The following is a 24992-nucleotide window of genomic DNA, read 5'->3' as shown; positions in this document are numbered from 1 at the left end:
GCCATGTCCAAGTGGATTCCCCTCTGGCTGCACAAGCTCGGTTCGCCGCCGGTCTTCTACCGCTTCGCCGGCACGCTGCGGCCCTGGTTCCTGGCGCTCGCCCTGCTCGCCGGCGCCGTCGGCCTGTACGGCGGGCTGGTGCTGGCCCCGGCCGATTACCAGCAGGGCGACGCCTACCGCATCATCTTCATCCACGTGCCCAGCGCCTGGATGAGCCTGTTCATCTACGCCGCCATGGCGGTGGCAGCTTTCATCGCGCTGGTCTGGCGGATCAAGCTGGCCGAGGCCGTGGCGATGGAATCGGCGCCGGTCGGCGCGGCCTTTACCTTCATCACCCTGGTCACCGGCTCCCTGTGGGGCAAGCCGATGTGGGGCACCTGGTGGACCTGGGACGCGCGACTCACCTCCGAACTGGTGCTGCTGTTCCTCTACCTCGGCGTGATCGGCCTGTACCACGCCTTCGAGGATCGCCGCCAGGGCGCGCGCGCCGCGGCCTTCCTCGCGCTCGTCGGCATCATCAACGTGCCGATCGTGCACTTCTCGGTGAACTGGTGGAACACGCTGCACCAGGGCTCCACCGTGCGCATCCTCGGCCCGTCCAGGATCAGCGGCGACATGCTGTGGCCGCTGCTGACCATGATGGTGGCAACCAAGCTCTACTACGTGGCCAGCCTGTTCGGCCGCGTGCGCGCCGACCTGCTGGAGCTGGAGGGTGGCAAGGACTGGGTTCGCCGCATCGCCGCCGGGGAGAACGCATGAGCGCGTTCCTCGCCATGGGCGGCTACGCCGCCTACGTGTGGCCGGCCTACGCCGTGTTCTTCCTGGTGCTGATCGCCGACTTCGTTTCCCCGCTGCTGCGCCGCCGACGCAACCTGCGCGAACTTCGCGCACGACTCACGCGTCAAACCGCCCGCCAGCAACGCGCCACCCCACCCGTGAACCCATGAATCCCACCCGCAAGCGCCGCCTCACCATCGTCCTGCTGATCCTCGCCGCCGCCGTGGTGGCGGTCGGGCTGACCGTGTTCGCCCTGCAGCAGAACATGAACTACCTGTTCACCCCGAGCCAGGTGCGAGCCGGCCAGGCCGAGGCGTACCAGACCTTCCGCCTGGGCGGCATGGTCAAGTCCGGCTCGATCGTGCGCTCGAAGGATTCGCTCAAGGTCGACTTCACCGTGGTGGACGCCGACGGCGCCATGCCGGTCGAGTACACCGGCATCCTCCCCGACCTGTTCCGCGACAACCAGTCGGTGATCGCCACCGGGCACATGGCCGGCGACCGCTTCATCGCCACCGAGGTGCTCGCCAAGCACGACGAGACCTACATGCCGAAGGAACTGAAGGACGCCATGGAGAAGGCGCACCACGGCGGCAAGGCCGTGGCCGCCAGCGGGGCGCCGCAATGACGCCGGAACTGGGCCAGCTCGCGCTCGTCCTCGCGCTGCTGCTGGCGCTCGCCCAGGGCGTGCTGCCGCTGCTCGGCGCCTGGCGCGGCAACCGCGCGCTGATGGCGACCGCCCGCCCGGCTGCCGCCGGCCAGGCGGTGTTCGTGGCGATGGCGTTCGGCCTGCTGGCCTGGGCGTTCCTGCGCTTCGATTTCTCGGTGCAGTACGTGGCCGACAACTCGAACCTCGCCCTGCCCTGGTACTACCGCATCGCCGCGGTGTGGGGCGCGCACGAGGGCTCGATGCTGCTGTGGGTGCTGATCCTCAACCTGTGGACGGTCGCGCTGGCCGCCTTCAGCCGGCAGCTGCCGGAGGTCTTCGCCGCGCGGGTGCTGGGCGTGCTGGGGATCGTCGCGGTCGGCTTCCTCGCCTTCATCGTCTTCACCTCCAACCCGTTCGCGCGGCTGCTGCCGATGCCGCCGGACGGCGGCGACCTCAACCCGGTGCTGCAGGACCCGGGCATGACCTTCCACCCGCCCGTGCTGTACATGGGCTACGTGGGCTTCTCGGTGGCCTTCGCCTTCTCCATTGCCGCGCTGCTGGGCGGCGCGCTGGAGCAGACCTGGGTGCGCTGGGCGCGGCCGTGGACCAACGCCGCCTGGGCCTTCCTGTCCTGCGGCATCGTCGCCGGCAGCTGGTGGGCGTACGCGGAGCTGGGCTGGGGCGGCTGGTGGTTCTGGGACCCAGTGGAGAACGCCAGCTTCATGCCGTGGCTGGTCGGCGCGGCGCTGATCCATGCGCAGGCGGTCACCGAGAAGCGCGGCTCGCTGCGCGCCTGGACCATCCTGCTGTCGATCTTCGCCTTCTCGCTGTCGCTGCTGGGCACCTTCCTGGTGCGTTCGGGCGTGCTCACCTCGGTGCATGCGTTCGCCTCCGACCCTCGCCGCGGCCTGTACATCCTGGGTTTCCTCGCCGTGGTGGTAGGCGGCTCGCTGCTGCTCTACGCGCTACGCGCGCCGAAGGTGGCCGGCGGCAAGGCGTTCAGCCTGGTATCGCGCGAGACCGCGATCCTGATCGGCAACCTGATGCTCACCGTGGCGGCGGGCATGGTGCTGCTCGGCACGCTGTTCCCGCTGCTGGGCGACGCGCTGCACCTGGGCAAGATCTCGGTCGGTCCGCCCTACTTCGGCTTCCTGTTCACTCTGCTGATGCTGCCGGTGGTCGCGCTGCTGCCGTTCGGCCCGTTCCTGCGCTGGGGCAGGAGCGACGCCGCGCCGCTGAAGAGCGTGCTGCTGCGCGTGACCGTGGCGGCGGTCGCCTGTGCCATCGTCGCCGGCTTCCTCGCCGACGGCAGCGCCAAGGCCGTGGCCGGTGTGGCCGGGGCCGTGTGGTGCGGTGTGGGCACCCTGCTCTACGTCTACAAGCGTTGGCGCGAGATGCCGCGCGGCCGCCGCTACCCGGCCGAGATGGGCGGCATGCTGCTGGCGCACTTCGGCGTGGGCGTGTTCCTGGTCGGCGTGCTGCTGTCCGAGTCGCTGAGCGTCACCCGCGACGTGCGCATGGCGCCGGGTGACACGCAGGCGGTCGGCACCTACGCCTTCCGCTTCGACGGCGTGCACGCCACCGTCGGTCCCAACTGGCACGCCGAGCAGGGCACCGTGACGGTGCTGCGCGACGGCCGTACCGTCGGCGTGATGCACCCGCAGAAGCGCACCTATCCGCGCGGCCAGGTGCAGACCGAGTCGGCCATCGACCCGGGCGTCACCCGCGACCTCTACGTGGCGCTCGGCGAGCCGATGGACCCGAACCAGCTCGAAGGCGCCTGGGCGCTGCGGCTTTACTACAAGCCGTTCGTGCGCTGGATCTGGGCCGGCGGCCTGTTCATGATGCTGGGCGGCTTCGTCGCGGCGGCCGACCGGCGCTTCCGCGTCAAGCGCGCCGCGGCGACCGCGACCGAACCGGCGCTGCCCGCGGAGGAATCGCGCGCATGACCCGCTCGCTGCCCCTGGTCGGCTTCCTGCTGCTGGTCGCCCTGTTCGGCTTCGGCATCTGGTGGAACACGCAGCACGATCCGCGCGAGGTACCCTCGCCGCTGATCGGCAAGCCCGCCCCGGCCTTCGCACTGCCGCACCTGGACGATCCCTCCCGCACGCTCAGCAAGGCCTCCATGCTCGGCCGGCCCTACCTGGTCAACGTCTTCGCCAGCTGGTGCATCGCCTGCGGCGACGAGCACCCGGTGCTGATGGCCTACGCGCACAAGCTGGGCGTGCCGCTGGTCGGCTACGACTACAAGGACGAACCGGCCGACGCCAAGGCCTGGCTGGCGCGGCACGGCAACCCGTACGACATGGTCGTCGCCGACCACGAGGGCCGTACGGCGATCGATTTCGGCGTGTACGGCGCACCGGAAAGTTTCCTGATCGATGCCAAGGGCGTGATCCGCTACAAGCACATCGGCCCGTTCACGCCGGAGGTGATCGAGCGCGAGCTCAAGCCGCGGATCGCCGAGCTGCAGCGGGAGGCGCCATGAAGCGCGCGTTGCTGCAGCTGCTGCTCGCCCTGCTCGTGGCGCTGCCGGGCCTGGTCGCCGCCCAGGCTATCGATCCGCTGCCGTTCAAGGACCACGCGCAGGAAGTGCGCTTCCAGAACCTGACCCGCCAGCTGCGCTGCCTGGTCTGCCAGAACGAGAACCTGGCCGACTCCAACGCCGACCTGGCGCGCGACCTGCGCCACGAGGTCTTCGGCCTGATGCAGCAGGGCAAGAGCGACGAGCAGATCAAGCAGTACCTGGTCGATCGCTACTCGGATTTCGTGCTGTACGACCCGCCGGTGAAGCCCTCCACCTGGCTGCTGTGGTTCGGCCCGGGCCTGCTGCTGCTCGCCGGCGCGGCGGTGGTGGCGGTCACGGTACGCCGGCGCAGCCGCGCGGGCGAGCGACCGGCGCGGGTGGACAGCCGGCTGGTCGAGGGTGCCTCGATCGAACAGGGGGACGACTGGTGAAGCTCGTGTTCTTCGTGGTCGCCGCCGCGATGGTCGTGGCGGCGCTCGCGCTGCTGCTGGTCCCGCTCGTACGCCATGGCCGCCGCGAGGGCCGCTCGCGGGGCGTGTTCGCGCTCGCGCTGGCGATCGCCTTCGTGCTGCCGCTCGCCGCGGCGGGCCTGTACCTCGAGGTCGGCGCGCCGGTCACGCTGGACGGCGTGCCGGCGGCGCAGCCGTCGCTCGACGTCGACCAGGCGCTGGCCGAGCTGCGCGACCATCTCAGGCAGCAGCCCGACGACCTGCAGGGCTGGCTGCTGCTCGCGCAGACCGAAAGCGCGCTGCACCACGGCCCGGAGGCCCGCGCGGCCTACGATCAGGCGCTGCGGATCGATCCGCACAACGGCACCGCCATGGTCGGCTGGGCCGAGGCCGACTCGATGGCGCGCCAGGACCACCTCATCGAGGGGCGCGCGCTCGACCTGCTGAACCAGGCGGTGCAGGCCGACCCGGCCAACCAGCGCGGGCTGTGGCTGCTCGGCATCAGCCAGTTCCAGCACGACCGCTACGCCGAGGCCGCTGCCACCTGGCGGCGCCTGCTGCCGCTGCTGGAGCCCGGCTCGACCGTGGCCAAGGCGGTGACCGAGCAGATCGCCGTGGCGGACGCGCGCGCAGGCGGCACGCCGGCGCCGGCCGCGGCCCCGGCGAGTGCGGGCCCGCGCCTGACCGTCGAGGTGGCGCTCGCCCCGGGCCTGCGTGACCGGCTGGTGCCGGGCGCCACGCTGTTCGTCTACGCGCGTGCCGAATCCGGCCCGCCGATGCCGCTGGCGGTGGCGCGGCTCGACGCCGGCAAGCTGCCGGCGAGCGTCACCCTCACCGACGCCATGGCGATGACGCCGCAGCGCACGCTTTCCTCCGCCGACAAGGTCTTCGTCGGCGCCCGCATCAGCGCCAGCGGTCAGGCGATCGCCCAGCCGGGCGACCTGGAAGGCGACGCCGGCGTGGTGCCGGTGGAGCGCACCGCCCCCGTACGGATCGTCATCGACAAGGTCCACCCATGAGCACGGAAGCCCGCGACGCCCGCCGCTACCACGCGCTGCCCTCGCCGTTCGCGATGAAGCGCGGCGGCGCGCTGCACGGAGCGCGGGTGGCCTACGAGACCTGGGGGCGGTTGAGCGAAGCGCGCGACAACGCGCTGCTGATCCTCACCGGCCTTTCGCCGAGCGCGCACGCGGCATCCAGTCCGGAGGATCCTTCGCCCGGCTGGTGGGAAGGCATGATCGGCCCCGGCAAGGCGATCGACACCCACCGCTGGTTCGTGATCTGCGTGAACTCGCTGGGCAGCGACAAGGGCTCGACCTGCCCCGCCTCGGTCGACCCGGCCACCGGCCGGCCCTACCGGCTGAGCTTCCCCGAGCTGACCCTGGAGGACGTGGCCAACGCGGCCTTCGAGGTCGTGCGCCACGGCCTGGGGATCGAGCGGCTGGCCTGCCTGGTCGGCTGCTCGATGGGCGGCATGAGCGCGCTGGCGTACATGCTGCTGCACCCGGGCACGGTGCGCACGCACGTCAGCGTGGATACCGCGCCGCAGGCGCAGCCCTTCGCCATCGCCATCCGCTCGCTGCAACGCGAGGCGATCCGCCTGGACCCGCAATGGAACGGCGGCGACTACGACATCCATGCCGCCGATGGCGGGCGCTATCCGGACATCGGCATGAGCATCGCGCGCAAGCTGGGCGTGATCACCTACCGTTCGGCGATGGAATGGAACGGCCGCTTCGCGCGCATCCGCCTGGATCCCGAACAGCGCGAGGACGAGCCGTTCGGCTTCGAGTTCCAGGTCGAATCCTACCTGCAGGCCCATGCGCAACGGTTCGTGCGCACCTTCGACCCGAACTGCTATCTGTATCTGTCGCGCGCCAGCGACTGGTTCGACATCGGAGAATACGGCGGCGGCGACGTGATGGCCGGGTTGCGGCGCATCCGCATCGAGCGGGCGCTGGTGATCGGCGTGAGCACCGACATCCTGTTCCCGCTGGAGCAGCAGGAGCAGATCGCCACCGGGCTGGAAGCGGCCGGCGCCCGGGTGGACTTCGTCGCGCTCGATTCGCCGCAGGGCCACGACGCCTTCCTGGTCGACATCCCCAACTACAGCCGCGCGATCGGCGGCTTCCTGGCGGCCCTGTGAGGGCGACGACGGCCCTGCCCCGGCCGCTGCGCTAAACTCGGCGCGTAGCCGTACTTCGAGAGACGTCCATGCTCACCACGGAATTCCCCGGTTGCCGCGAACTGATCGGGGCCATCGACGCGGCGATCGCGCAGCCGAGCACGTTCGAGGTCACCGACAGCCTGCGCAACAGCCTGTGCAAGCTGATGCGCAGCGGGACGGTCAAACTGCCCGACTGCGTGTTCGAAACCGCCGAAGGGCGCTACGCGCGCCGCGAGCTGTACCGCAGCGAGGAGCACGGCTACTGCGTGGTGGCGATGACCTGGGCACCCGGCCAGGGCACGCCGATCCACGACCACTGCGGCATGTGGTGCGTGGAAGGCGTCTGGAGCGGCGCACTCGAGGTGGTGCAGTACGAACGCCTCCCGGACGAGGACGGCCACTGCCGCTTCCAGCCGGTGGGTTCGATCCAGGCCGGCCCCGGCTCCGCCGGCAGCCTGATCCCGCCGCACGAGTACCACACGATCCGCAATCCCAGCGACGACACGGTCGCGGTCAGCCTGCACATCTACTCGGGCAACATGACCCGCTGTGCGATCTTCCAGCCCCTGCCCGGCGACCACGGCTACGAGCGCTGCGAACGCCAGTTGGGGCTCGACCCGGTGCACTGACCCCAGGCATAATCGACGTTCTCGTGCCGGTGTGGCGGAATGGTAGACGCGGCGGACTCAAAATCCGCTTCTGGCGACAGAGTGTAGGTTCGAGTCCTATCACCGGTACCACGAAAAGGCGGCCCGGCCGCCACCAGAAAGGCCCGCGTCGCGCGGGCCTTTTTGCGTCCGCAAGCGGCTCAGCAGGAGCAGGACGGCGCCAGCTCCGCCACCATGCGGAACAGGTCGCTGCGATGGAACGGCTTCTGCAGCGTGGGGCGGTCCTGCCAGGGCTCGCGCAGGCCGTGGGCGCCGTAGCCGGTGGCGAAGGCGAACGGTACCTCGCGGGCGGCCAGCGCCTCGGCGACCGGATAGACCTCCTCGCCGCCCACGTTCACGTCGAGGATGGCCAGGTCGATCGGCTCGGTGCGCGCCGCCTCCACCGCCTGGTCGATCCGCGCCAGCGGGCCGACGATGGTATGGCCAGCCTCGACCAGCATGTCCTCCAGCAGCATGGCGACGAGCATTTCGTCTTCGACCAGAAGGATGCGGCGGGGGGCGGGCGTCTTTTCCATCGGGTATGCCTATTGGAACGCGTGGGTGGTGTCCGGGTCGGACAGTTCGTGCCAGCTACCGTCGCTCTCCTGCACGCGCACCGGCGGGTGCTCGAGGCCCCAGGCGCGCGACAGCTTGGCCCGCACCCTCACCGCGGCGGAAATCGCCTCGTCGCGGGTGGGATAGGTGCCCACGCGGGTGGCCTCGCCCCGCACGATCCAGGGGGCGTCGCCGCTGAAGGGTACGAACAGGCGGACGGTTTCGTGGTGCATCGGGACCTCCCCTCGGATGGCTCCATTCACCGAGACCCCGGCGGCGGCCGATCACCCGCGCCGGACGTGCAGTCTTGCAAATGTCGCCTCATTTGGATAGGCCGCAGGCACATCCGTACCGGCGGATGTGAGGGCCGTCGCCGAATGGTCGTCAGGAGCGCGTCTACAGCTCGCGAACGACGCGGAAACCCACTCGGGCGCTGCGCACGCTGCCGTCCGCTCCCTGGCGGTAGGCCGAGCGGACCTGCTCGGGCGAGCTGCCCCAGGAACCGCCGCGCACCACGTGGATGCTGCACCCGGGGTTGATCCAGGCGCTGCCGTCCAGCGGGGCGCGCAGGTAGGTGTCGTGCCAGCAGTCGGCGACCCATTCGGAGACGTTGCCATCCATGTCGTACAGGCCGAACGGATTGGGCATGAACGACATCACCGGCGCCGGCCCCCAGTAGCCGTCGCGGTAGTCGGGAAAGGCATTGCTCCAGCGCCGGCCGCTCGGCGAACGGTCCCCGCTGCCGGTGAGGTTCTCGACCTTGCGGGTGGGATCGCGGGTGCCCCACCAGTAACGGGTCTGCGTGCCCCCGCGCAGGGCATACTCGAACTCCGCCTCGCTGGGCAGGCGATAGCGCTTGCCGGTGCGCTGGCTGAGCCAGTCGGCGTAGGCCTTGGCGTCCCGCCAGGACACGTTGACCACCGGCAACTGGTCGTCGGCCGCATGGCCGGCGTAGTCGTCCTGCCAGGTGGCGCGCGAATCGTCGCGCAGCGCGCCGCTGCGCTCGTCGTACACGCTGGCGCCACCCAGCTTGACCGAGTCGGGCTGGTAGCCGCTGGCGCGGACGAATTCGCGGTACTGGCCCACGGTCACCTCGCTGCGCGACACCGCGAAGCCCTTGGCGAGGGTCACCTGGTGCCGCGGCGTCTCGGCGTCGGAGTGGTCCTCCTCCGCGTCCGGCGCGCCCATCTGGAAGCTCCCGGCCGGAATGACGACCATCGCCGGGGTCTGCCCGGGCAGGTCGACGAAGCGATCGCTGAACACCTGCCCCGGTTTGTAGCTGGCATACAGGCGGGCGTTGGTCAGCTGCTGACGGAACTCCTCCATGCCCTTGAGGCCCGGCTGCAGCGCCTGCGCCTGCCCGGCCAGCCGCTGGGCCAGGTCCAGGTTGCCCGCATCCAGGGCGGAGCGGGCCTGCGCGAGCAGGCCGCTGGCGCGCTGCTGGCGCATGCCCTCGACGCGGTTGCGCACATCGGCCAATTGCTGCGAGCCCGGGCGAATCGTGTCGGCCTCGGCCAGCGCGCGGTCGGCCGCGGCGAAATCGTTCTGCGCCACCGCCGCCAGCGCACGATCCAGCACCGCGCGCTGCACCTGGAAGATGCCCTGCTCGGCGATCGCGTTGTCCGGGTCCAGCGTCTGCACCTGGCGGTACATGTCGAGCGCACTGGCGCCTTGCGGCTGGTCGGCCTTGCCCTGCTGCAGCAGCGCGGCCGCCTGCGCGAGCATCGGCCGGACCTTGGCCAGGGTCTGCAGGTCGCGCTCCACCTGCGCCACGTCACCCGCGCTGTTGGGCAGCCCGCGCAACCCGTCCAGCAGCGCCTGCGCCGATTCGGCGTCACCCACCGCGATGTCCTGCCCGATCTGGGCCACCAGCTGGGCGCGTACCTGGTTGAGACCCTGCGCGGCAGCGCGACTGTCGGGCTTGTCGCGCAGCGCCTGGGCGTAGAGCACGGCCGCGCTGTCCTTGCTGCCGACCAGGTTCCCCGCTGCCAACGCCTTGCCGGCGCGCGCCAGCAACGCCTGGATCTCCGGGGTGTCGGCGCTGAGCTGCTCGGGCAGGTGCTGGTTGCCCCGGTTCATCCGCGCGGCGATCACCGCGGCCGGCGCCAGCGTGAGCGGCGGACCGGCCTCCACCTCGTTGCCGGCCGCCGGCCGCGTGGAGGCCGGCGCGCGCGGGACCGCTAAGCCCACCGGTGCGGGCCGACGGGGCGCCATCGTCTCCGGGTTGACGTGGAACACCCGCGGGAAGAAGTGATAGACCAGTGCGGCGCCAAGCACGGCCACGCCGAGGGCGCCACCCAATGTGCGCTGACGGCGGACGGTTTCGCTGCTCGGCATGGAAGTCTCTGGGGAGGCTCGGGGCCATTCTACGCAGGCGTTCCGGCTGTGTCTGTCGCGGTGGCCGTCACGGGCGCGAGGGGGGCGCACGGCCGGAGCGCCCCTCTGCCTGGCCAGGGTTCCGGCCGCCGACGGCGCGCAACTTGATCCGTGCGGCCCCAGGGCTGCTATCGTGCGCGGCTATTCCACGGCGGCACCGACGACCGGGCAGCACACGGCGCCCGCGCACCCGCCCTCCCGTGCAGCTCTGAAGGATTCCGCATGTCCGTTATGCCCGCGGCCACGGCCGCATGGATCGACCGCCGCGACGCACTCGACGCGTGGCTGGCCGGCGTGCCCGCCGATGCCGCGCTCGGGGTCGACACCGAATTCATGCGCCGCAATACGTTCTACCCGCAGCTGGCGCTGCTGCAGTTGGGCTGGAACGGCCGTTACGCGCTGGTCGATCCGCTGGCCTTCGACATCGGCGACGCGCTGCGGCCGCGCCTGGCCGGGGGAGCCGCACCCACGGTGATGCACAGTGCCGGCGAGGACCTGGAGGCGCTCGCGCCGCTGCTGCCGGAGGGCCCGGGCACCCTGTTCGACACGCAGATCGCCGCCGCCTTCGTCGGCATGGGCCTGGGCGTGAGCTACCGGGCACTGGTCGCCGCCCTGGTCGGCGTCGAGCTGGACAAGGGCGAGACCCGCTCGGACTGGCTGCAGCGCCCCCTCACCGACTCGCAACGGCTCTACGCCACGCTCGACGTGGTCTATCTCGAGCCGCTGCACGAGCAGTTGGCCGCGCGCCTGGCCGAGCGCGGCCGCAGCGCGTGGCACGCCGAGGACTGCGAACGGCTCAAGCGCCGCGCCGACGCCCGCGAAGGTGATCCGCAGCCGCAACGCGGGTTCCGTACCGCCGCCGACTGGCCACGCGCGCAGCAGGCCCTGCTGCGCCGCATCCTGCAGTGGCGCGACCGCAGTGCGCGCACGCTGGACCGGCCGCGCTCCTGGCTGCTGGAGGATGCGCTGGCCATGAGCCTGGCGCAGAACCCGCCCCTGAGCCTGGCCGAACTGGAACAGCGCAGCCGCGGCCAGCGCGCGCTGCGCTCGGCCCAGCGCGCGGAACTGTTCGAGCTGCTCGCGCCCGCGCCCGATGCGGCGGAACTGGCGACGACCGCGGCGATCCCCGCGCCGGTGCTCGGCCCCGCCAAGAAGGCGCTCGCCGCGATGAAGGAAACGGTCGACCGCCTGGCCCTGGAACTGGACCTGCCGGCCGGCCTGCTCTGCCCGCGCAAGGTGCTGGAGGAATACGTGACCACCGGCGAGTGGCCCGATTTCCTCGAAGGCTGGCGCCGTGGCGTGCTGTACGACCGGCTGGGCGGCCTGCTGCCGGATGCGTCGCCGTAGCTGCACGGGGGCTTGGCGACCCAGCGACGCACTGCTAATATTCGCGGCTCGCGTGGGGTGGTAGCTCAGCTGGGAGAGCGTCGCGTTCGCAATGCGAAGGTCGGGAGTTCGATCCTCCTCCACTCCACCAACTTGTCCAGACAAAGCCCCGGATGCCTCAGGCCTCCGGGGCTTTTCGTTTTGCGTTCAGGGATGGTCGAAACCTTCTTCGCGCTTGGACTCGCGGCTGGCTTCGCGGGCGTCCTCCGCTTCTTCGGCGTCGCGGCGCTCCTGCAGGTGGTGGTCGACCTGCGCGACGTGGCTTTCGTTGCGGTCGCCGCTGCCGTGCTTGCGGTCGGCGGGGGGCATGGGATTGGGCATGTTCGGACTCGGCATCGAGGGTCGCTCCCAGCGTACGACCCGGCGGCTCATGGCTGCGTGATGCGGTCGAGCGGCCTCTCGCTCGACTGGCGGGTACGGCGCGCTGCGGCCGATGCCCTCAGGCGCGGCGCGCGAACAACGCCGCGTGCGCCGGCATCCGCAGGCGTCCGCCGGCCAGCAAACCCTGCGCCAGGCCGTGGCCGTCGATGGGCTGCCAGTCCCCGTCGAGCGCGAGTCCGGTGTCCAGCGCGTCCGCACCCAGGTTGAAGGCCACCAGCACCGTCTCGTCCCCGTGGCTGCGGGTGAAGGCCAGCAGCGGCTCGGCGGTCTCCAGGAAGCGGATGTCGCCCCAGCGCAAGGCCGGTTGCGCGCTGCGCCAGCGCAGGATGCGGCGAAACCCGTTGAGCGTGGACCGGGGATCGTTTTCCTGCCGCGCCACCGCCAGCGCGCGGTGCTCGGTCGGCACCGGCAGCCAGGGGATGCCGCTGCTGAAGCCGGCATGCTCGCCGTCGGTCCACGGCATCGGCGTGCGGCAGCCGTCGCGTCCCTTGAACTGCGGCCAGAACGCGATGCCGTACGGGTCCTTGAGCGCCTCGTAGGGTACCTGCGCCTCGGTCAGACCGAGCTCCTCGCCCTGGTAGATGCAGACCGAGCCGCGCAGCGAACAGACCAGCGCGGTGAACAGGTTGGCCAGCGCCGGCGCCGCGCCGTCCCCGCCCCAGCGGCTCAGCACGCGCTCGACGTCGTGGTTGGAGATCGCCCAGCACGGCCAGCCGTCGCGCATCTGCGCCTCCAGCTGCTGCACGGTGCCGCGGATGTGCGCCGCGCTGAAGTCGTCGGTGAGCAGCTCGAAGCTGTAGCCCATGTGCAGGCGGCCCGCCGCCGTGTACTCGGCCATGGTGGCGAGCGAATCCTCCGAGGAGATCTCGCCCAGGGCCACGGTGCCGGGGTAGCGGTCGAGCAGCGCACGCAGCTCGGCCAGGAAGGCCAGGTTCTCCGGCTGGGTGTTGTTGTACCAGTGGTACTGGAAGGCGTAGGGATTGTCCGGGCTGAAACCGCGGCCGACGCGCTGCTCCTTCGGCTTGGGCGGGTTGTCGCGCAGCAGGCGGTCGTGGAAGCAGAAGTTGATCGCGTCCAGGCGCAGGCCATCGACGCCGCGCTCCAGCCAGAAGCGCACGCAGTCCAGGATGGCCGCGCGCACCTGCGGGTTGTGGAAGTTGAGGTCCGGCTGCGAGACCAGGAAGTTGTGCAGGTAGTACTGCCCCCGCCGCGGCTCCCACTGCCAGGCGCAGCCGCCGAAGATCGACAGCCAGTTGTTGGGCGGCGTACCGTCCTCCTTGGCGTCCGCCCACACGTACCAGTCCGCCTTGGGGTTGTCGCGGCTGCAGCGGCTTTCCTGGAACCAGGCGTGTTCGACCGAGGTGTGGCTGAGCACCTGGTCGATCATCACGCGGATGCCCAGGCCGTGCGCCTTGGCAAGCAGCCGGTCGAAGTCCCGCAGCGAGCCGAACAGCGGGTCGACGTCGCAATAGTCGGCGATGTCGTAGCCGTAGTCGGCCATCGGCGATTTGAAGAACGGCGAGATCCAGATCGCGTCCACGCCCAGGCTGGCGACGTAGTCCAGCTTCTCGATGATGCCCGGCAGATCGCCCACGCCATCGCCATTGGTGTCCACAAAACTGCGCGGGTAGATCTGGTAGGTGACGGCACCGCGCCACCACGGTGGATTGGTCATCAGAAGCCTTTAGCGCGACCTGCGCCTGTGCGAATGGGCGAGCGGGCGCCAGCTTATCCGTAGCCCCCCGATGGCTCATCCGCCTGCATACGTATTCATCCGTGCTGCGGGCGCAATAAAAAAACATCCGCCCGGCCACTGCCGACGCCTGCCCGACTGCCATGCGGACAAGCGCACCCGACCGTACGAGGCGGATTTCTCCTGCGACGGCCACTGCGATTCCCGACCGTGGATGGCGCATGCTGCAGCGCGATGAGCCCGCTTTCGCGCTCGTTATGAATACGTATGCAGTCCGTGCCGTGTCGCGGAAACGCAGCCTTAACATCGCCCCACGTCGCTGACAGCCTGCCGCAGCGCTGCATGACCGGGGCACACCGGCGCGGGCAGCGGCCGGACACAAAACATTCTTGCGGGGAGACGCACATGTTCATCAAGCGCAATCCAATGGCCCTGGCCCTCATGGCCGCGGGGCTTTGTTTCACCGGCATCGCCACGGCCGCGCCGCAGGATGCCGACCCGTCGGCCAGCACCGCGCAGAGCCAGGACCAGCAGCAGGCCGGCGCCGCGGCCCGCCGTTCCACGAGCGACCAAAAGAAGGCACGCGAGCTGGGCACCGTGGAGGTCAACGGCTTCGTCAGCAGCATCCAGAACTCCACCGCGCTGAAGCGCAACTCCGACGCCATCGTCGAGGCGGTCTCGGCCGAGCAGATCGGCAAGCTGCCGGGCGTGAGCATCGCCGACACGCTGGGCCGCCTGCCGGGCCTGGCGGTGCAGACGGTGAGCGGCCGCCCGCAGGTGGTGAGCATCCACGGCCTGGGCCCGGACTTCTCCACCGCGCTGGTCAACGGCAGCCAGCAGGTGTCCACCTCCAACAACCGCGACGTGCAGTACGACCAGTACCCGTCCAGCTGGTTCGACAGCGTGGTGGTCCACCTGAGTCCCACCGCGAACCTGATCGGCCAGGGCCTCTCCGGCACGGTGGACATGCGCACCATCCGACCGCTCGACAAGGACAAGCCGGAAAGCGCGCTCAACGCCCGCTACATCTGGGACAGTACCAAGCAGCTGGCCGACGGCCCGGGCGTGGGCGACCGCGGCTACGACGTCAACGGCGTCTGGGTGAACCAGTTCGCCAACCACACCTTCGGCGTCACCGTCGGCATCGACTTCCAGTCCAACCCCTCGCAGATCCAGCACCAGGGTCCGTGGGGCTATCCGACCGACGCCAACGGCGACCTGGTGGTCGGCGGCTCGAAGAACTACGGCATCTCCGACCAGATGAACCGCAGCGGCCTGCTGACCACCCTGCAGTGGCAGCCGAACGAGCACTTCACCAGCACGCTGGACCTGACCTACGACAAGTTCAAGGAAGCGCAGGCGGCCAAGGGCATCGAGTTCCCGCTGTTCTGGAGCGCCGCACAGCTGCAGCCGGGCGGCAACGTGCAGAACGGCTTCGTGCAGAGCGGCACCTACGACAACGTCAAGGCGGTCGTCCGCAACGACTACAACAAGACCAACGCCAAGGTCTACAACATCAACTGGGAAAACTCGCTGCGCTTCAACGAGAACTGGTCGGCCACGCTGACCGCCAGCTACTCGCGCGCCCAGCGCCACGACCTGCTGCTGGAAAGCTACTCGGGCACCGGCTACGCCGGCAGCGGCGCCACCGACAGCCTCGGCTTCACCGAGCTGCCGGACGGCATGCTCTGGTTCACCCCCTCGCTGGACTACAGCGGCGGCCAGATGGTGCTGACCGATCCGCAGGGCTGGGGTGGTGGCGCCACGCCGCCGGTGGTGCAGGCCGGTTTCATCAACGCGCCGCATACCGACGATCACCTGGCCAACCTGCGCCTGGCGGTCGAGCGCGAGTTCCTCAGCGGCCCGTTCTCCTCGGTGGAGTTCGGCGTGGTGCGCGGCACCCGCGACAAGACCTACAACATCGACCAGGCCTTCCTGATCCTGCCCAACGGCGCGCAGACGGCACCGCTCAGCGCCTCGAGCTGCAGCCCGCTGGCCTGGATGGGCATCGCCTCGCAGGTCTGCTACGACCCGCTCTCGATGATCGCCAACGGCACCTACCAGCTGTTCCCTACCGCACTGTCGTCGATCTCGGTGCCGCCGAACTGGAAGGTCAACGAGCGTGACGTGACCTCGTACCTGCAATTCAACCTGGACACCTCGCTGGGCGACGTCGGCCTGCGCGGCAACTTCGGCGTGCAGGCGGCGCACACGGCGCAGTCCTCCACCGGCCAGCGCGTGGAAGCGAGCGCGGGCGGCACCAACGGCTCGAACGCGGTGCTGGTGCCGGTCTCCGGCGGCACGACGTTCACCAAGTACCTGCCCAGCATGAACCTGATCTTTGACTTCGGCGAGAGGGACGACCTGCGCGTGGGCGCCGCCCGCGTGATGGCACGTCCGCGCATGGATCAGATGAGCGCCAGCCTGGGCGTGTCCGGCGACATCACCAAGCTGCCGAACACCGACCCGAACCAGTCGTATTTCAGCGCGTCCGGCGGCAACGCCAAGCTGCTGCCGACCATGGCAGACAACTACAACGTCAGTTACGAGCACTACTTCGAGAACAGCGGTTCCGGCTACCAGTGCAGCGCGGCCGAGTCCAAGACCTCGGACCTGTGCCGCTCCGGCGGTGCCGGCTACGTGGCGGTGTCGGCGTATTTCCTGGGCCTGAGGGACTACATCGACCCGAACGCCGCCTACCTGTACGACTTCAGCGCATTCGTCGGTTCCTACCTGTCGCCTGCGCAGCAGCAGCAGTTGGGCACCACGCTCGGCATCGTCTCCGGCCCGGTGAACGACGGCCACGGCTACGTGAAGGGTCTGCAGACCACGTTCAACCTGCCCTTCAGCCAGTTCACCCCGGCCCTGGCCGGCTTCGGCGGCATCCTGACCGGCGGCTACACCAAGAGCTCGCTGGTGTACGGCGACAACCCGAGCCCGATCACCGTGCCGGGGCTGTCCAAGTGGACCGCCAACGCCACGCTGTATTACCAGCACAACGGCTTCGAGGCGCGCATCGGCGACAGCTACCGCTCCAGCTTCCTCGGCGAGGTGTCGGGCATCAGCGCCACCCGCATCGAGCAGACGATCAAGGGCGGCAGCGTCTACGACGCGCAGGTCAGCTACACCTTCAACCACGGTCCGCTGGAAGGGCTGACCCTGATCGCGCAGGGCTCGAACCTCTCCAACAAGACGTTCGTGACCTACCAGAACGACGACCCGCGGCAGGTGCTGACCTGGGAACGCTACGGGCGCCGCTACGAGGTCGGCGTGTCCTACAAGTTCCAGTAAGCGCATCGCCTTGCCCCAGCCAGGCCCCGTCGCGCAACATCGGCGGGGCCTCTTTCTTCCGGCGCACGATCGGCGACGGTCCATCGGCGGGATACCCATGAACGAATCCTCCATCCGGCAGATCGTGATCGTCGGCGGCGGCACCGCCGGCTGGATGGCGGCCGCCCTGCTGGCACGGGCCCTGGGCGAGCGGACACGCATCCACCTGATCGAGTCCGACGAGATCGGTACGGTGGGCGTGGGTGAGTCCACCATCCCCTCGATCCGCCGGATCAACACCTTCCTCGGACTGGACGAGAACGACCTGCTGCGCGCGGTGCGCGGCACGATCAAGCTCGGCATCCAGTTCAACGGCTGGCTGCGTCCCGCTGCCAGCTACCTGCATGCGTTCGGCGACATCGGCCTGCCGCTAGGCCTGCTGCCGTTCCACCACTACTGGCTGCGCAGCCGGCACCAGGATGCCGCCGCCCCGGACCTGTGGGCCTATTCGCTGAACGCCCGCGCCATCGACGCCCACCGTTTCGCGCGCATGGAACGCGTGGGCGACAGTCCGCTCGCCGGCCTGCGCTACGCCTACCACCTCGATGCCGGACTCTATGCCCGTTACTTGCGCCAGCATGCCGCCGCCGGCGTGCAGCGCACCGAAGGCAAGGTGGTGAAGGTCAACCTGCGCGAGGCCGACGGCTTCATCGAATCGGTGCAGCTCGAACGCGGCGGGACGATTGCCGGGGACTTCTTCATCGACTGCTCCGGCTTCCGCGGCCTGCTGATCGAGGAGGCGCTGAAGACCGGCTACGAGGACTGGCGCCACTGGCTGCCCTGCGATCGTGCCGTGGTCGCTCCGAGCAGCCGGGTGGAGCCGCTGCGCCCGTTCACCCAGGCCGATGCGCGGCCGGCCGGCTGGCAGTGGCGCATTCCCCTGCAGCACCGCAGCGGCAACGGGCACGTGTACTGCAGCGGTTTCATGGGCGACGACGAGGCCGCCGCGTTGCTGCTGGGGCACATCGAGGGCGAAGCGCTGGAGTCGCCGCGCCTGCTGCGCTTCACCAGCGGCATGCGAAGGCGCAGCTGGAACCGCAACTGCGTGGCGCTGGGCCTGGCGGCCGGCTTCATGGAACCGCTCGAATCGACCAGCATCCACCTGATCCAGTCGGGCGTGCAGCGCCTGCTCGACCTGTTTCCCGAGCGCGGTTTCGACCCGGCGCTGGCCGCCGAATACAACCGCCAGACGCGCTTCGAGTACGAGCGCATCCGCGACTTCCTGGTCCTGCACTACCACGCCACCGAACGGCGCGACACGCCGTTCTGGCGCCACTGCGCGGACATCGCCCTGCCCGGCGAACTGCAGCGCAAGCTCGAACTGTTCCGCGCAGGCGGGCGCGTCGTGCGCGACGGCGACGAGCTGTTCGCCGAGCCGGCCTGGCTGCAGGTGATGCTCGGCCAGGGCGTGGTGCCGCAGGGTCATCATCCGCTGGCCGACACCCTGCCGCAGGCGCAGCTGGAGGCGTTCCTGTCGCACATCCGTACCCTGCTCGGCCGGGCGGTCGCGGCGATGCCGGGCCATGCGCAGTTCCTGACCCGGCACTGCGCCGCGGCCGACGCGGTGGTGACCTGATGCGCCGGCTGCGGTGCGCCGCGCTGGCCGGCCTGCTGCTCGCCGCGTTGCCGGCCGCGGCAGTCGGTGCGGCGACGGATGCAGGGGCACCCCCGCGCACCCCGCCGGCCGCCGACAGCTCCAGCGGCGTGTGGTACGAGATCTTCGTGCGCGCCTGGTACGACAGCGACGGCGACGGCATCGGCGACCTCAACGGCGTCACCCGGAAGCTCGACTATCTCCGCTCGCTCGGCGTCAGCGGCATATGGCTGATGCCAATCAACCCCTCGCCCAGCTACCACGGCTACGACGTCACCGATTACGAGGCGATCAACCCCCAGTACGGCACGCTGGCCGACCTCGAGCGGTTGCTGGACGAGGCGCACAAGCGCGGCATCCGCGTGATCCTCGACCTGGTGGCCAACCACACCAGCGATCGCCATCCCTGGTTCCTCGCCGCGCGCGACCCGAACGACCCGCACCACGCCTGGTACGAGTGGGCCGGCCCCGGCGCCGACCTGCAGTCGCCCAGCGCGGCCGGCGACCAGGCCTGGCACGCGCTGGGCAACCAGCACTACCTGGGTATCTTCAGCGGCGGGATGCCGGATCTCGACTTCGACACGCCGGCCGTACGCGACGCCATGACCGAGGTGGGCCGCTACTGGCTCGCGCGAGGCGTGGACGGCTTCCGCCTGGATGCCGCGCGACACGTGTACGAGGACTTTCCGGACCAGGTGGACGACCCCGCGGTGCTGCGCCGCGACCTCGACTGGTGGCGCCAGTTCCACATCGCGCTGGCCGCCCGGTACCCGGATGTCTACCTGGTCGGCGAAGTGACCCGCGACCGGCCGGAGCAGCTCGCGCCCTGGTACGGGTCGCTGGATGCGGTCTTCGACTTCCCGCTCGCCCGCCAGCTGATCGCCAGCGCGCGCGACGAGCGCGCCGGCGGGCTGCCCGCGCTGCTCGCCCGCATCGCCCAGGCGATCCCCGCCGGACGCGACGCGCCGTTCCTGTCCAACCACGACCAGGAGCGGGTGATGAGCCAGCTCGCCGGCGACGCACGGCACATGCGCATCGCCGCCGCCATGCTGCTGACCCTGCCCGGCGAGCCGTTCCTCTACTACGGCGAGGAGCTGGGCATGCGCGGGCGCAAGCCGGACCCCGACCTGCGCGAGCCGATGCGCTGGTACCGCGATCCGCACGGCCCCGGCCAGAGCCGCTGGAAAGCGTTCAGCACGAAGGACGGCCCGCGGGTATCGGTCGAGGCCGAACGGGACGACCCGCGTTCGCTGCTGGCCTGGTACCGCATGCTGATCGGCTGGCGCCGCGCGCTGCCGGTGCTGCGCGACGGCGCGCTGCAGGTGCCGGCCCTGGCCAATCCACGCCTGGCAGCCTGGCAGTTGCGCGACGCCCACCACGACGCACTGGTCGTGCACAACCTGTCGGGCACGCTGCAGACGCTCGAGCTCGGCAGGAGCCGCCTGGGACGCTTCCAGCGCGTGCGCCTGAAGAGCCTGCCGGGGGCCCGGTTGGCCGACGGGCGGTTGCAGTTGCCCGCGTACGCCTCGGTGGTCCTCGAGTGAAAAACCCGGCGAAGCACCTACGGTCGAGTCCGCCTGTCCCTCCGGCCACGGGTGCCAACGGGCCGCTCCGCCATCGTGCACCGCACCATCGGAAAACCGCGCCATGACGCACATGAATACGTATGCAAACGGGTGTCGCCGCATGCCTCGCGGGCCCTACCATGGGCCCCGCCGTGGCCGGCTGCACGCCTTCTTCACGAAACTCAAGGGCGCGTCGACGAAGCCGATCACGTGGTTCGTCTTCGGAGTATCCCTGGTGTCCCCCTCTTCCGCCGCTTCCCTCTCCCAGGCCCGGGCGCACCTCGCGCCGGCCAGGCCCGCCGCGCTCGTTCCGGCCGGCCCCGGTTTCGACATCCCGCTCGGCGCCGACATGGTGCGCGTCGAGCTCAGCGCCGCCGATACCTTGCACGTGCAGTTCCGCCGCGCCGGCCACGCGCCGACGCCGACCCTGGTGGTCGACCCCGCGCCGCAACCGGCGCCGCGCGCGCAGGCCGAGCTGGTCGAGCAGGACGGTCTCGTGCGCCTGCATGGACCGCAACTGGAAGCCGTGTGGGACAAGCGGCAAGGCGTGCTGAGCATCGGCCGTCCCGGCCAGGCGCCGCTGCTGCGCCAGTTCGCGCTGCCCTCGCTGGCGCAGGGCCGGCTCAGCCTGATCCACGCCAAGGGCGAGCCGATGTACGGCATCGGCGGCTACGACGCCACCGAACCGGCCACCGCCGGCCTGCTGCGCGACGGCTACCGCCCGGTCACCGCCGGCGAGCAGGGCCACGCGGGGGCGCCGTTCGTGTGGACCACCGCCGGCTACGGCGTGCTGATCGACGGCGTCGGCGGGCAGATCGCGCTGGGCGACAGCCGCATCGACGCGCGCATGTTCGACGGCGGCCTGGACTACTACGTGTTCCTCGGCGATCCGCACGCGATCTTCGGCGCGCTGGCGCGCGTCAGCGGGCGCACGCCGCTGTTCCCGAAATGGGCGATGGGATTCACCAACAGCCAGTGGGGCATCGACCAGAAGGAACTGCTCGACATCGTGCACGGCTACCGCGAGCGGCACATCCCGCTGGACAACTTCACCCTCGATTTCGACTGGAAGGCCTGGGGCCAGGACGACTACGGCGAGTTCCGCTGGAACCCGGAGAAGTTCCCGGACGGCTCCGACGGCAAGCTGAAGGCCCGGCTCGATGCACTCGGCGTGCACCTGACCGGCATCATGAAGCCGCGCATCCACGTCGACACCATCGAGGGGCGCGAGGCGACCGAGCACGACTACTGGCTGGCGCAGAGCGATCCGGCGCCGGACTACTTTTCCGGCAAGACCGTGCGCGAGCTGGACTTCTCCAAGCCGCAGACGCGCGCCTGGTTCTTCAACGCGGCGCTGAAGCACTCGTTCGAGACCGGCATCGTCGGCTGGTGGAACGACGAGGCCGACGACGTGGCGGTCGACCTGCAGCACATGGACATGCAGCGGGCGCTCTACGACGGCCAGCGTGCGATCTCCGACCTGCGCGTGTGGTCGCTCAACCGCAACTTCTACCTGGGTGCGCAGCGCTACGCCTACGGCCTGTGGTCGGGCGACATCCCCACCGGTTTCGCCTCGATGGCGGGCCAGCGCCAGCGCATGCTGAGCGCGATCAACGTGGGCGCGATGCAGTGGGGCATGGACGGCGGCGGCTTCAAGGGCGGCACGCCGAGCCCGGAGAACTATGCACGCTGGATCCAGTTCGGTGCGTTCACACCGGTGTTCCGCGTGCACGGCGAGTTCAACCAGAAGCGCCAGCCCTGGGTATACGGCCCGGTGGCCGAGAAGGCCGCCGCCGCCGCGATCCGCCTGCGCCAGTCGTTGATCCCCTACATCTACAGCTACGAACACCAGCGCCGGGCCACCGGCGTCGGCCTGGTCCGCCCGCTGCTGTTCGACTGGCCGAACGACCCCAACGTGCGCAACGACGTCGACGCCTGGCTGTTCGGCGACAGCCTGCTGGTGTCGCCCGTGGTCGAGCAGGGGCAGACCCGCAAGTCGATCTACCTGCCGCAGGGCGAGTGGATCGACTGGTTCAGCGGCCGACGCCACGCCGGCGGGCGCACCGTCGAGCACGTCTGCGACGCCCAGGGCTGGACCGATATTCCGCTGTTCGTGCGCGAAGGTGCCATCATCCCGGTCCAGCCGCCGGAGGACTACGTGGGCCAGCACCCGCTGACCACGCTGGAGGTGGAACTGTTCCCCGCCGCGAGCGCCAGCCGCTTCGACTACTACGACGACGACGGCCGCACCTATGCCTACGAGCAGGGCCAGTATTTCCTGCAGGCGCTGTCCATGCAGGCGCACGGCGAGCGCGTGGAATTCGCGCTCGGCGCCCCGCAGGGCGGCTATCACCCGGCACTGCGTACCTGGCTGCTGAAGTTCCACGGCGCGCCCGCGCGCGCCGTGCGCAGCGGCGGCCGCGAGCTGGAGGCCTTCGGCAGCGAGGAGGCGCTGCGCACGGCCGACGGCGATGGCTGGGCCACCGGCCAGGATCGCTTCGGCCCGGTGACCTACGTGCGCGTCAGCGCAGGCCTGGCACAGAACATCACGCTGGAGCGGTAGGAAAACGGCAGCGGCGAGCCTGCTCGCGATCTTTTCCGCCCGGGCTGCCGGAGCAGGAGCATCGCGAGCGGGCGCGTTCCGCCCGAGGGGTTGCCGCCCGGCGCAGGTCTTCATGGGAGAGGGAGGTCTTATGCGCAAGCTCGAGCACGCGATGCACGGTGGCAGGATCGCCCGCGCGGTCCTGGCGGCACTGGCGTTCTGCGCCCTGCCCCTGGCCGCACAGGCGGCCAGCAACGACAACAACGTGGAGTGGAACGGCCTGTTCCACGACCAGGGCCCGCTGTTCGACAACCATGTCGAACCCACCGCGGCGCAGGCGGTGACGCTGACCCTGCGCACCTTCAAGGGCGACATCACCAGCGCCAACATCAAGTACTACGACAGCGCCGACGGCCAGTTCCACTGGATCGCGATGAGCTGGTCGGCCAACGACGCCACCGGCGCCTTCGACTACTGGAAGGGCACGGTGCCGGCCAGCGCCTCGGAGAAGTACTACCGCTTCCAGATCAATGACGGCAGCGCCACCGCCTGGCTGAACGCCGCCGGCATCAGCACGTCCGAGCCCTCCTCCGGCGATTTCTTCATCGTTCCCGGCTTCACCACGCCGGCGTGGATGAAGAACGGGGTGATCTACCAGGTCTTCCCCGACCGCTTCTACAACGGCGATCCGTCCAACGACGTCACCAACGGCCAGTACACGTACGCCGGCTGCGCCACCGAGAAGCACGCCTGGGGCGCGAGCGTGGTGTCCAACGTGGGCGGCTGCAACAGCGCCGTGTTCTTCGGCGGCGACCTGGCCGGCATCGACCAGAAGCTGGGCTACATCAAGAACACCGTCGGCGCGAACATCCTTTATCTGAATCCGATCTTCCTCTCGCCGACCAACCACAAGTACGACACCGAGGACTACATGCAGGTCGACCCGGCCTTCGGCAGCAACGCCTTGCTGCAGACGCTGATCGCCGACGTGCACGGCACCGCCAACGGCCCGCACGGCTACGTGATCCTCGACGGCGTGTTCAACCACACCGGCGACACCGCGGCCTGGTTCGACCGCTACCACTGGTCCAGCGTGACCGGGGCCTACGAGTCGCAGTCCAGCCCGTACTACAGCTGGTACACCTTCCAGTCGTGGCCGGACAGCTATTCGGGCTTCTTCGGCATCGCCAGCATGCCCAAGCTCAACTACGGCGCCAGCGGCTCGGCCGTGCGCAACACCATCTACGGCAGTTCCACCTCGGTGGTGAAGACCTACCTCAAGGCGCCGTATGCGATCGATGGCTGGCGCCTGGACGCGGCGCAGTACCTCGACGCCAACGGCGGCGACGGCTCCGATGCCACCAACCACCAGATCATGGCCGAACTGCGCTCGGCGGTGAAATCGGTCAACCCCAACGCCGAAATCCTGGGCGAATACTGGGGCAACGCCGGCCCCTGGACGGACAACGGCACGGAATGGGACGGCGCCATGAACTACGACGGCTTCATGCAGCCGGTGTCGGAGTGGATCACCGGGCGTGACTACGGCAACAACGCCGCGTCGATCTCCGTCAGCCAGTTCGACAGCTGGCTGCACGGCACCCGTGCGAACTACCCCACCAACGTCCAGCAGACCATGAGCAACGCGCTGGGCAGCCACGACACCACGCGCTTCGGCACCCGCGCCGGCGGCGACATCTGGAAGACCTACCTCGGGCTGTTCTTCCAGATGACCTACGTGGGCACGCCGACCATCTACTATGGCGACGAGTACGGCATGCAGGGCGGCGCCGATCCGGACAACCGCCGCACCTTCGACTGGACGGTGGGCAGCGCGACCAACAGCGCGGTGGCGCTGACGCAGAAGCTGATCGCCATCCGCAACGCCTACCCCGCGCTGCGCACCGGCTCGTTCATGACGCTGCTCACCGACGACACGGCCAGGCTCTACGCGTTCGGCCGCTTCGACGCCTCCAACCGCATCGCGGTGGTGCTCAACAACGATTCGGTGACGCATTCGGTGACCGTCCCGGTGTGGCAGCTCAGCGTGACCAACGGCAGCCGGCTGACCGACCAGATCACCGGTACCGCCTACACGGTGCAGAACGGCCAGGTCACCCTCAGCGTCAACGGCCACTACGGCGCCATCCTGGCGCAGTAGCGGCAGCCCGTACCCGCCGGAGCGAGCTCGTGCTCGCGGTGCTTTCGGCCCGCATGGCCTCCCATGGACGAGCATCGCGAGCAAGCTCGCTGCTACGCCGGCCGGCAACCGGCGAGGCAGGCTGATAACCTGCCCGGCGGCGCGCGCCGGCCTCATGAATACGTATGCAGGCGCTGGTTGCTGCACCGCGACG

At 69.9% G+C, this 24992-nt stretch carries 20 protein-coding genes and 2 tRNA genes; 17 read left to right on the top strand and 5 right to left on the bottom strand.

Annotated elements, in window-relative coordinates; all coding sequences use genetic code 11:
* Nucleotides 1–3 precede the first annotated feature (3 nt).
* The 10 genes from WAT24_RS14575 to WAT24_RS14530 all read left to right on the top strand — a co-directional run bounded on the left by WAT24_RS14575 (nucleotide 4) and on the right by WAT24_RS14530 (nucleotide 7309).
* Nucleotides 4–759 (top strand): heme ABC transporter permease, encoded by a 756-nt coding sequence (locus tag WAT24_RS14575; RefSeq protein ID WP_336808631.1) that lies wholly within the window; start codon nucleotides 4–6, stop codon nucleotides 757–759.
* Nucleotides 756–947 (top strand): heme exporter protein CcmD, encoded by a 192-nt coding sequence (ccmD, locus tag WAT24_RS14570; protein WP_336808630.1) that lies wholly within the window; start codon nucleotides 756–758, stop codon nucleotides 945–947. Before WAT24_RS14575 ends, ccmD begins: the two co-directional genes overlap by 4 nt.
* Entirely contained in the window at nucleotides 944–1405 is a 462-nt protein-coding gene (gene ccmE, locus WAT24_RS14565; protein WP_336808629.1) for a cytochrome c maturation protein CcmE, read from the top strand. The genes ccmD and ccmE overlap by 4 nt, the downstream gene beginning before the upstream one ends.
* Nucleotides 1402–3375: a heme lyase CcmF/NrfE family subunit gene (locus tag WAT24_RS14560; RefSeq protein ID WP_336808628.1), complete on the top strand. Its 1974-nt coding sequence runs from the start codon at nucleotides 1402–1404 to the stop codon at nucleotides 3373–3375. Before ccmE ends, WAT24_RS14560 begins: the two co-directional genes overlap by 4 nt.
* Nucleotides 3372–3914 carry a DsbE family thiol:disulfide interchange protein gene (locus WAT24_RS14555; protein ID WP_336808627.1) on the top strand — a complete coding sequence of 181 codons (543 nt, stop codon included), beginning with the start codon at nucleotides 3372–3374 and terminating at the stop codon, nucleotides 3912–3914. The genes WAT24_RS14560 and WAT24_RS14555 overlap by 4 nt, the downstream gene beginning before the upstream one ends.
* Nucleotides 3911–4384 carry a cytochrome c-type biogenesis protein gene (locus WAT24_RS14550; RefSeq protein ID WP_336808626.1) on the top strand — a complete coding sequence of 158 codons (474 nt, stop codon included), beginning with the start codon at nucleotides 3911–3913 and terminating at the stop codon, nucleotides 4382–4384. Before WAT24_RS14555 ends, WAT24_RS14550 begins: the two co-directional genes overlap by 4 nt.
* A complete protein-coding gene (locus WAT24_RS14545; protein ID WP_336808625.1) occupies nucleotides 4381–5421 on the top strand; it encodes a tetratricopeptide repeat protein in 1041 nt (346 codons plus the stop codon). Before WAT24_RS14550 ends, WAT24_RS14545 begins: the two co-directional genes overlap by 4 nt.
* Nucleotides 5418–6548 (top strand): homoserine O-acetyltransferase MetX, encoded by a 1131-nt coding sequence (gene metX / locus WAT24_RS14540; RefSeq protein ID WP_336808624.1) that lies wholly within the window; start codon nucleotides 5418–5420, stop codon nucleotides 6546–6548. The genes WAT24_RS14545 and metX overlap by 4 nt, the downstream gene beginning before the upstream one ends.
* Nucleotides 6549–6616: 68 nt before the next feature.
* Nucleotides 6617–7198 carry a cysteine dioxygenase family protein gene (locus tag WAT24_RS14535; protein WP_336808623.1) on the top strand — a complete coding sequence of 194 codons (582 nt, stop codon included), beginning with the start codon at nucleotides 6617–6619 and terminating at the stop codon, nucleotides 7196–7198.
* Between the two features lie 25 nt (nucleotides 7199–7223).
* A tRNA-Leu gene (locus WAT24_RS14530) sits at nucleotides 7224–7309 on the top strand.
* Nucleotides 7310–7377: 68 nt separating this feature from the next.
* On the opposite strand, the gene WAT24_RS14525 is transcribed toward WAT24_RS14530, so the two are convergent.
* From WAT24_RS14525 to WAT24_RS14515, 3 genes are all read right to left on the bottom strand, one after another.
* Entirely contained in the window at nucleotides 7378–7752 is a 375-nt protein-coding gene (locus tag WAT24_RS14525; protein ID WP_336808621.1) for a response regulator, read from the bottom strand.
* A gap of 9 nt (nucleotides 7753–7761) precedes the next feature.
* Nucleotides 7762–8004, bottom strand: coding sequence for a DUF2188 domain-containing protein (locus WAT24_RS14520; protein ID WP_336808620.1), 243 nt, complete (start codon nucleotides 8002–8004; stop codon nucleotides 7762–7764).
* Between the two features lie 163 nt (nucleotides 8005–8167).
* On the bottom strand, nucleotides 8168–10108 hold the full coding sequence (locus WAT24_RS14515; protein WP_336808619.1) for a formylglycine-generating enzyme family protein: 1941 nt from the start codon (nucleotides 10106–10108) through the stop codon (nucleotides 8168–8170).
* A gap of 261 nt (nucleotides 10109–10369) precedes the next feature.
* On the opposite strand from WAT24_RS14515, the gene WAT24_RS14510 reads away from it, so the two are divergent.
* The gene (locus WAT24_RS14510; protein WP_336808618.1) at nucleotides 10370–11494 is read left to right on the top strand and encodes a ribonuclease D; all 1125 of its coding nucleotides are present in this window, start codon (nucleotides 10370–10372) and stop codon (nucleotides 11492–11494) included.
* Between the two features lie 54 nt (nucleotides 11495–11548).
* Nucleotides 11549–11624 (top strand) — tRNA-Ala (locus WAT24_RS14505).
* Between the two features lie 56 nt (nucleotides 11625–11680).
* On the opposite strand, the gene WAT24_RS14500 is transcribed toward WAT24_RS14505, so the two are convergent.
* Both WAT24_RS14500 and WAT24_RS14495 read right to left on the bottom strand, forming a co-directional pair.
* Nucleotides 11681–11854 (bottom strand): hypothetical protein, encoded by a 174-nt coding sequence (locus tag WAT24_RS14500; RefSeq protein WP_336808617.1) that lies wholly within the window; start codon nucleotides 11852–11854, stop codon nucleotides 11681–11683.
* 118 nt (nucleotides 11855–11972) lie between these two features.
* Entirely contained in the window at nucleotides 11973–13589 is a 1617-nt protein-coding gene (locus tag WAT24_RS14495) for an alpha-glucosidase family protein (protein WP_336808616.1), read from the bottom strand.
* A gap of 423 nt (nucleotides 13590–14012) precedes the next feature.
* On the opposite strand from WAT24_RS14495, the gene WAT24_RS14490 reads away from it, so the two are divergent.
* The 5 genes from WAT24_RS14490 to WAT24_RS14470 all read left to right on the top strand — a co-directional run bounded on the left by WAT24_RS14490 (nucleotide 14013) and on the right by WAT24_RS14470 (nucleotide 24799).
* The gene (locus WAT24_RS14490) at nucleotides 14013–16898 is read left to right on the top strand and encodes a TonB-dependent receptor (RefSeq protein ID WP_336808615.1); all 2886 of its coding nucleotides are present in this window, start codon (nucleotides 14013–14015) and stop codon (nucleotides 16896–16898) included.
* Nucleotides 16899–16995: 97 nt separating this feature from the next.
* Entirely contained in the window at nucleotides 16996–18513 is a 1518-nt protein-coding gene (locus WAT24_RS14485; protein ID WP_336808614.1) for a tryptophan halogenase family protein, read from the top strand.
* The gene (locus tag WAT24_RS14480; RefSeq protein WP_336808613.1) at nucleotides 18513–20075 is read left to right on the top strand and encodes an alpha-amylase family glycosyl hydrolase; all 1563 of its coding nucleotides are present in this window, start codon (nucleotides 18513–18515) and stop codon (nucleotides 20073–20075) included. The genes WAT24_RS14485 and WAT24_RS14480 overlap by 1 nt, the downstream gene beginning before the upstream one ends.
* Before the next feature lie 256 nt (nucleotides 20076–20331).
* Nucleotides 20332–22659 carry a glycoside hydrolase family 31 protein gene (locus WAT24_RS14475; RefSeq protein WP_336808612.1) on the top strand — a complete coding sequence of 776 codons (2328 nt, stop codon included), beginning with the start codon at nucleotides 20332–20334 and terminating at the stop codon, nucleotides 22657–22659.
* A 130-nt stretch (nucleotides 22660–22789) separates the two neighbouring features.
* Complete coding sequence (locus WAT24_RS14470; protein ID WP_336808611.1) at nucleotides 22790–24799, top strand: glycoside hydrolase family 13 protein; 2010 nt, start codon at nucleotides 22790–22792, stop codon at nucleotides 24797–24799.
* Nucleotides 24800–24992 lie beyond the last annotated feature (193 nt).

The sequence above is a fragment of the Fulvimonas yonginensis genome, from assembly GCF_037137055.1.
In the GTDB taxonomy this organism is placed as follows: domain Bacteria; phylum Pseudomonadota; class Gammaproteobacteria; order Xanthomonadales; family Rhodanobacteraceae; genus Frateuria_A; species Frateuria_A yonginensis.
The sequence above is the reverse complement of the archived record's forward strand: the minus strand, read 5'-3'. Positions and strand labels throughout refer to the sequence as shown.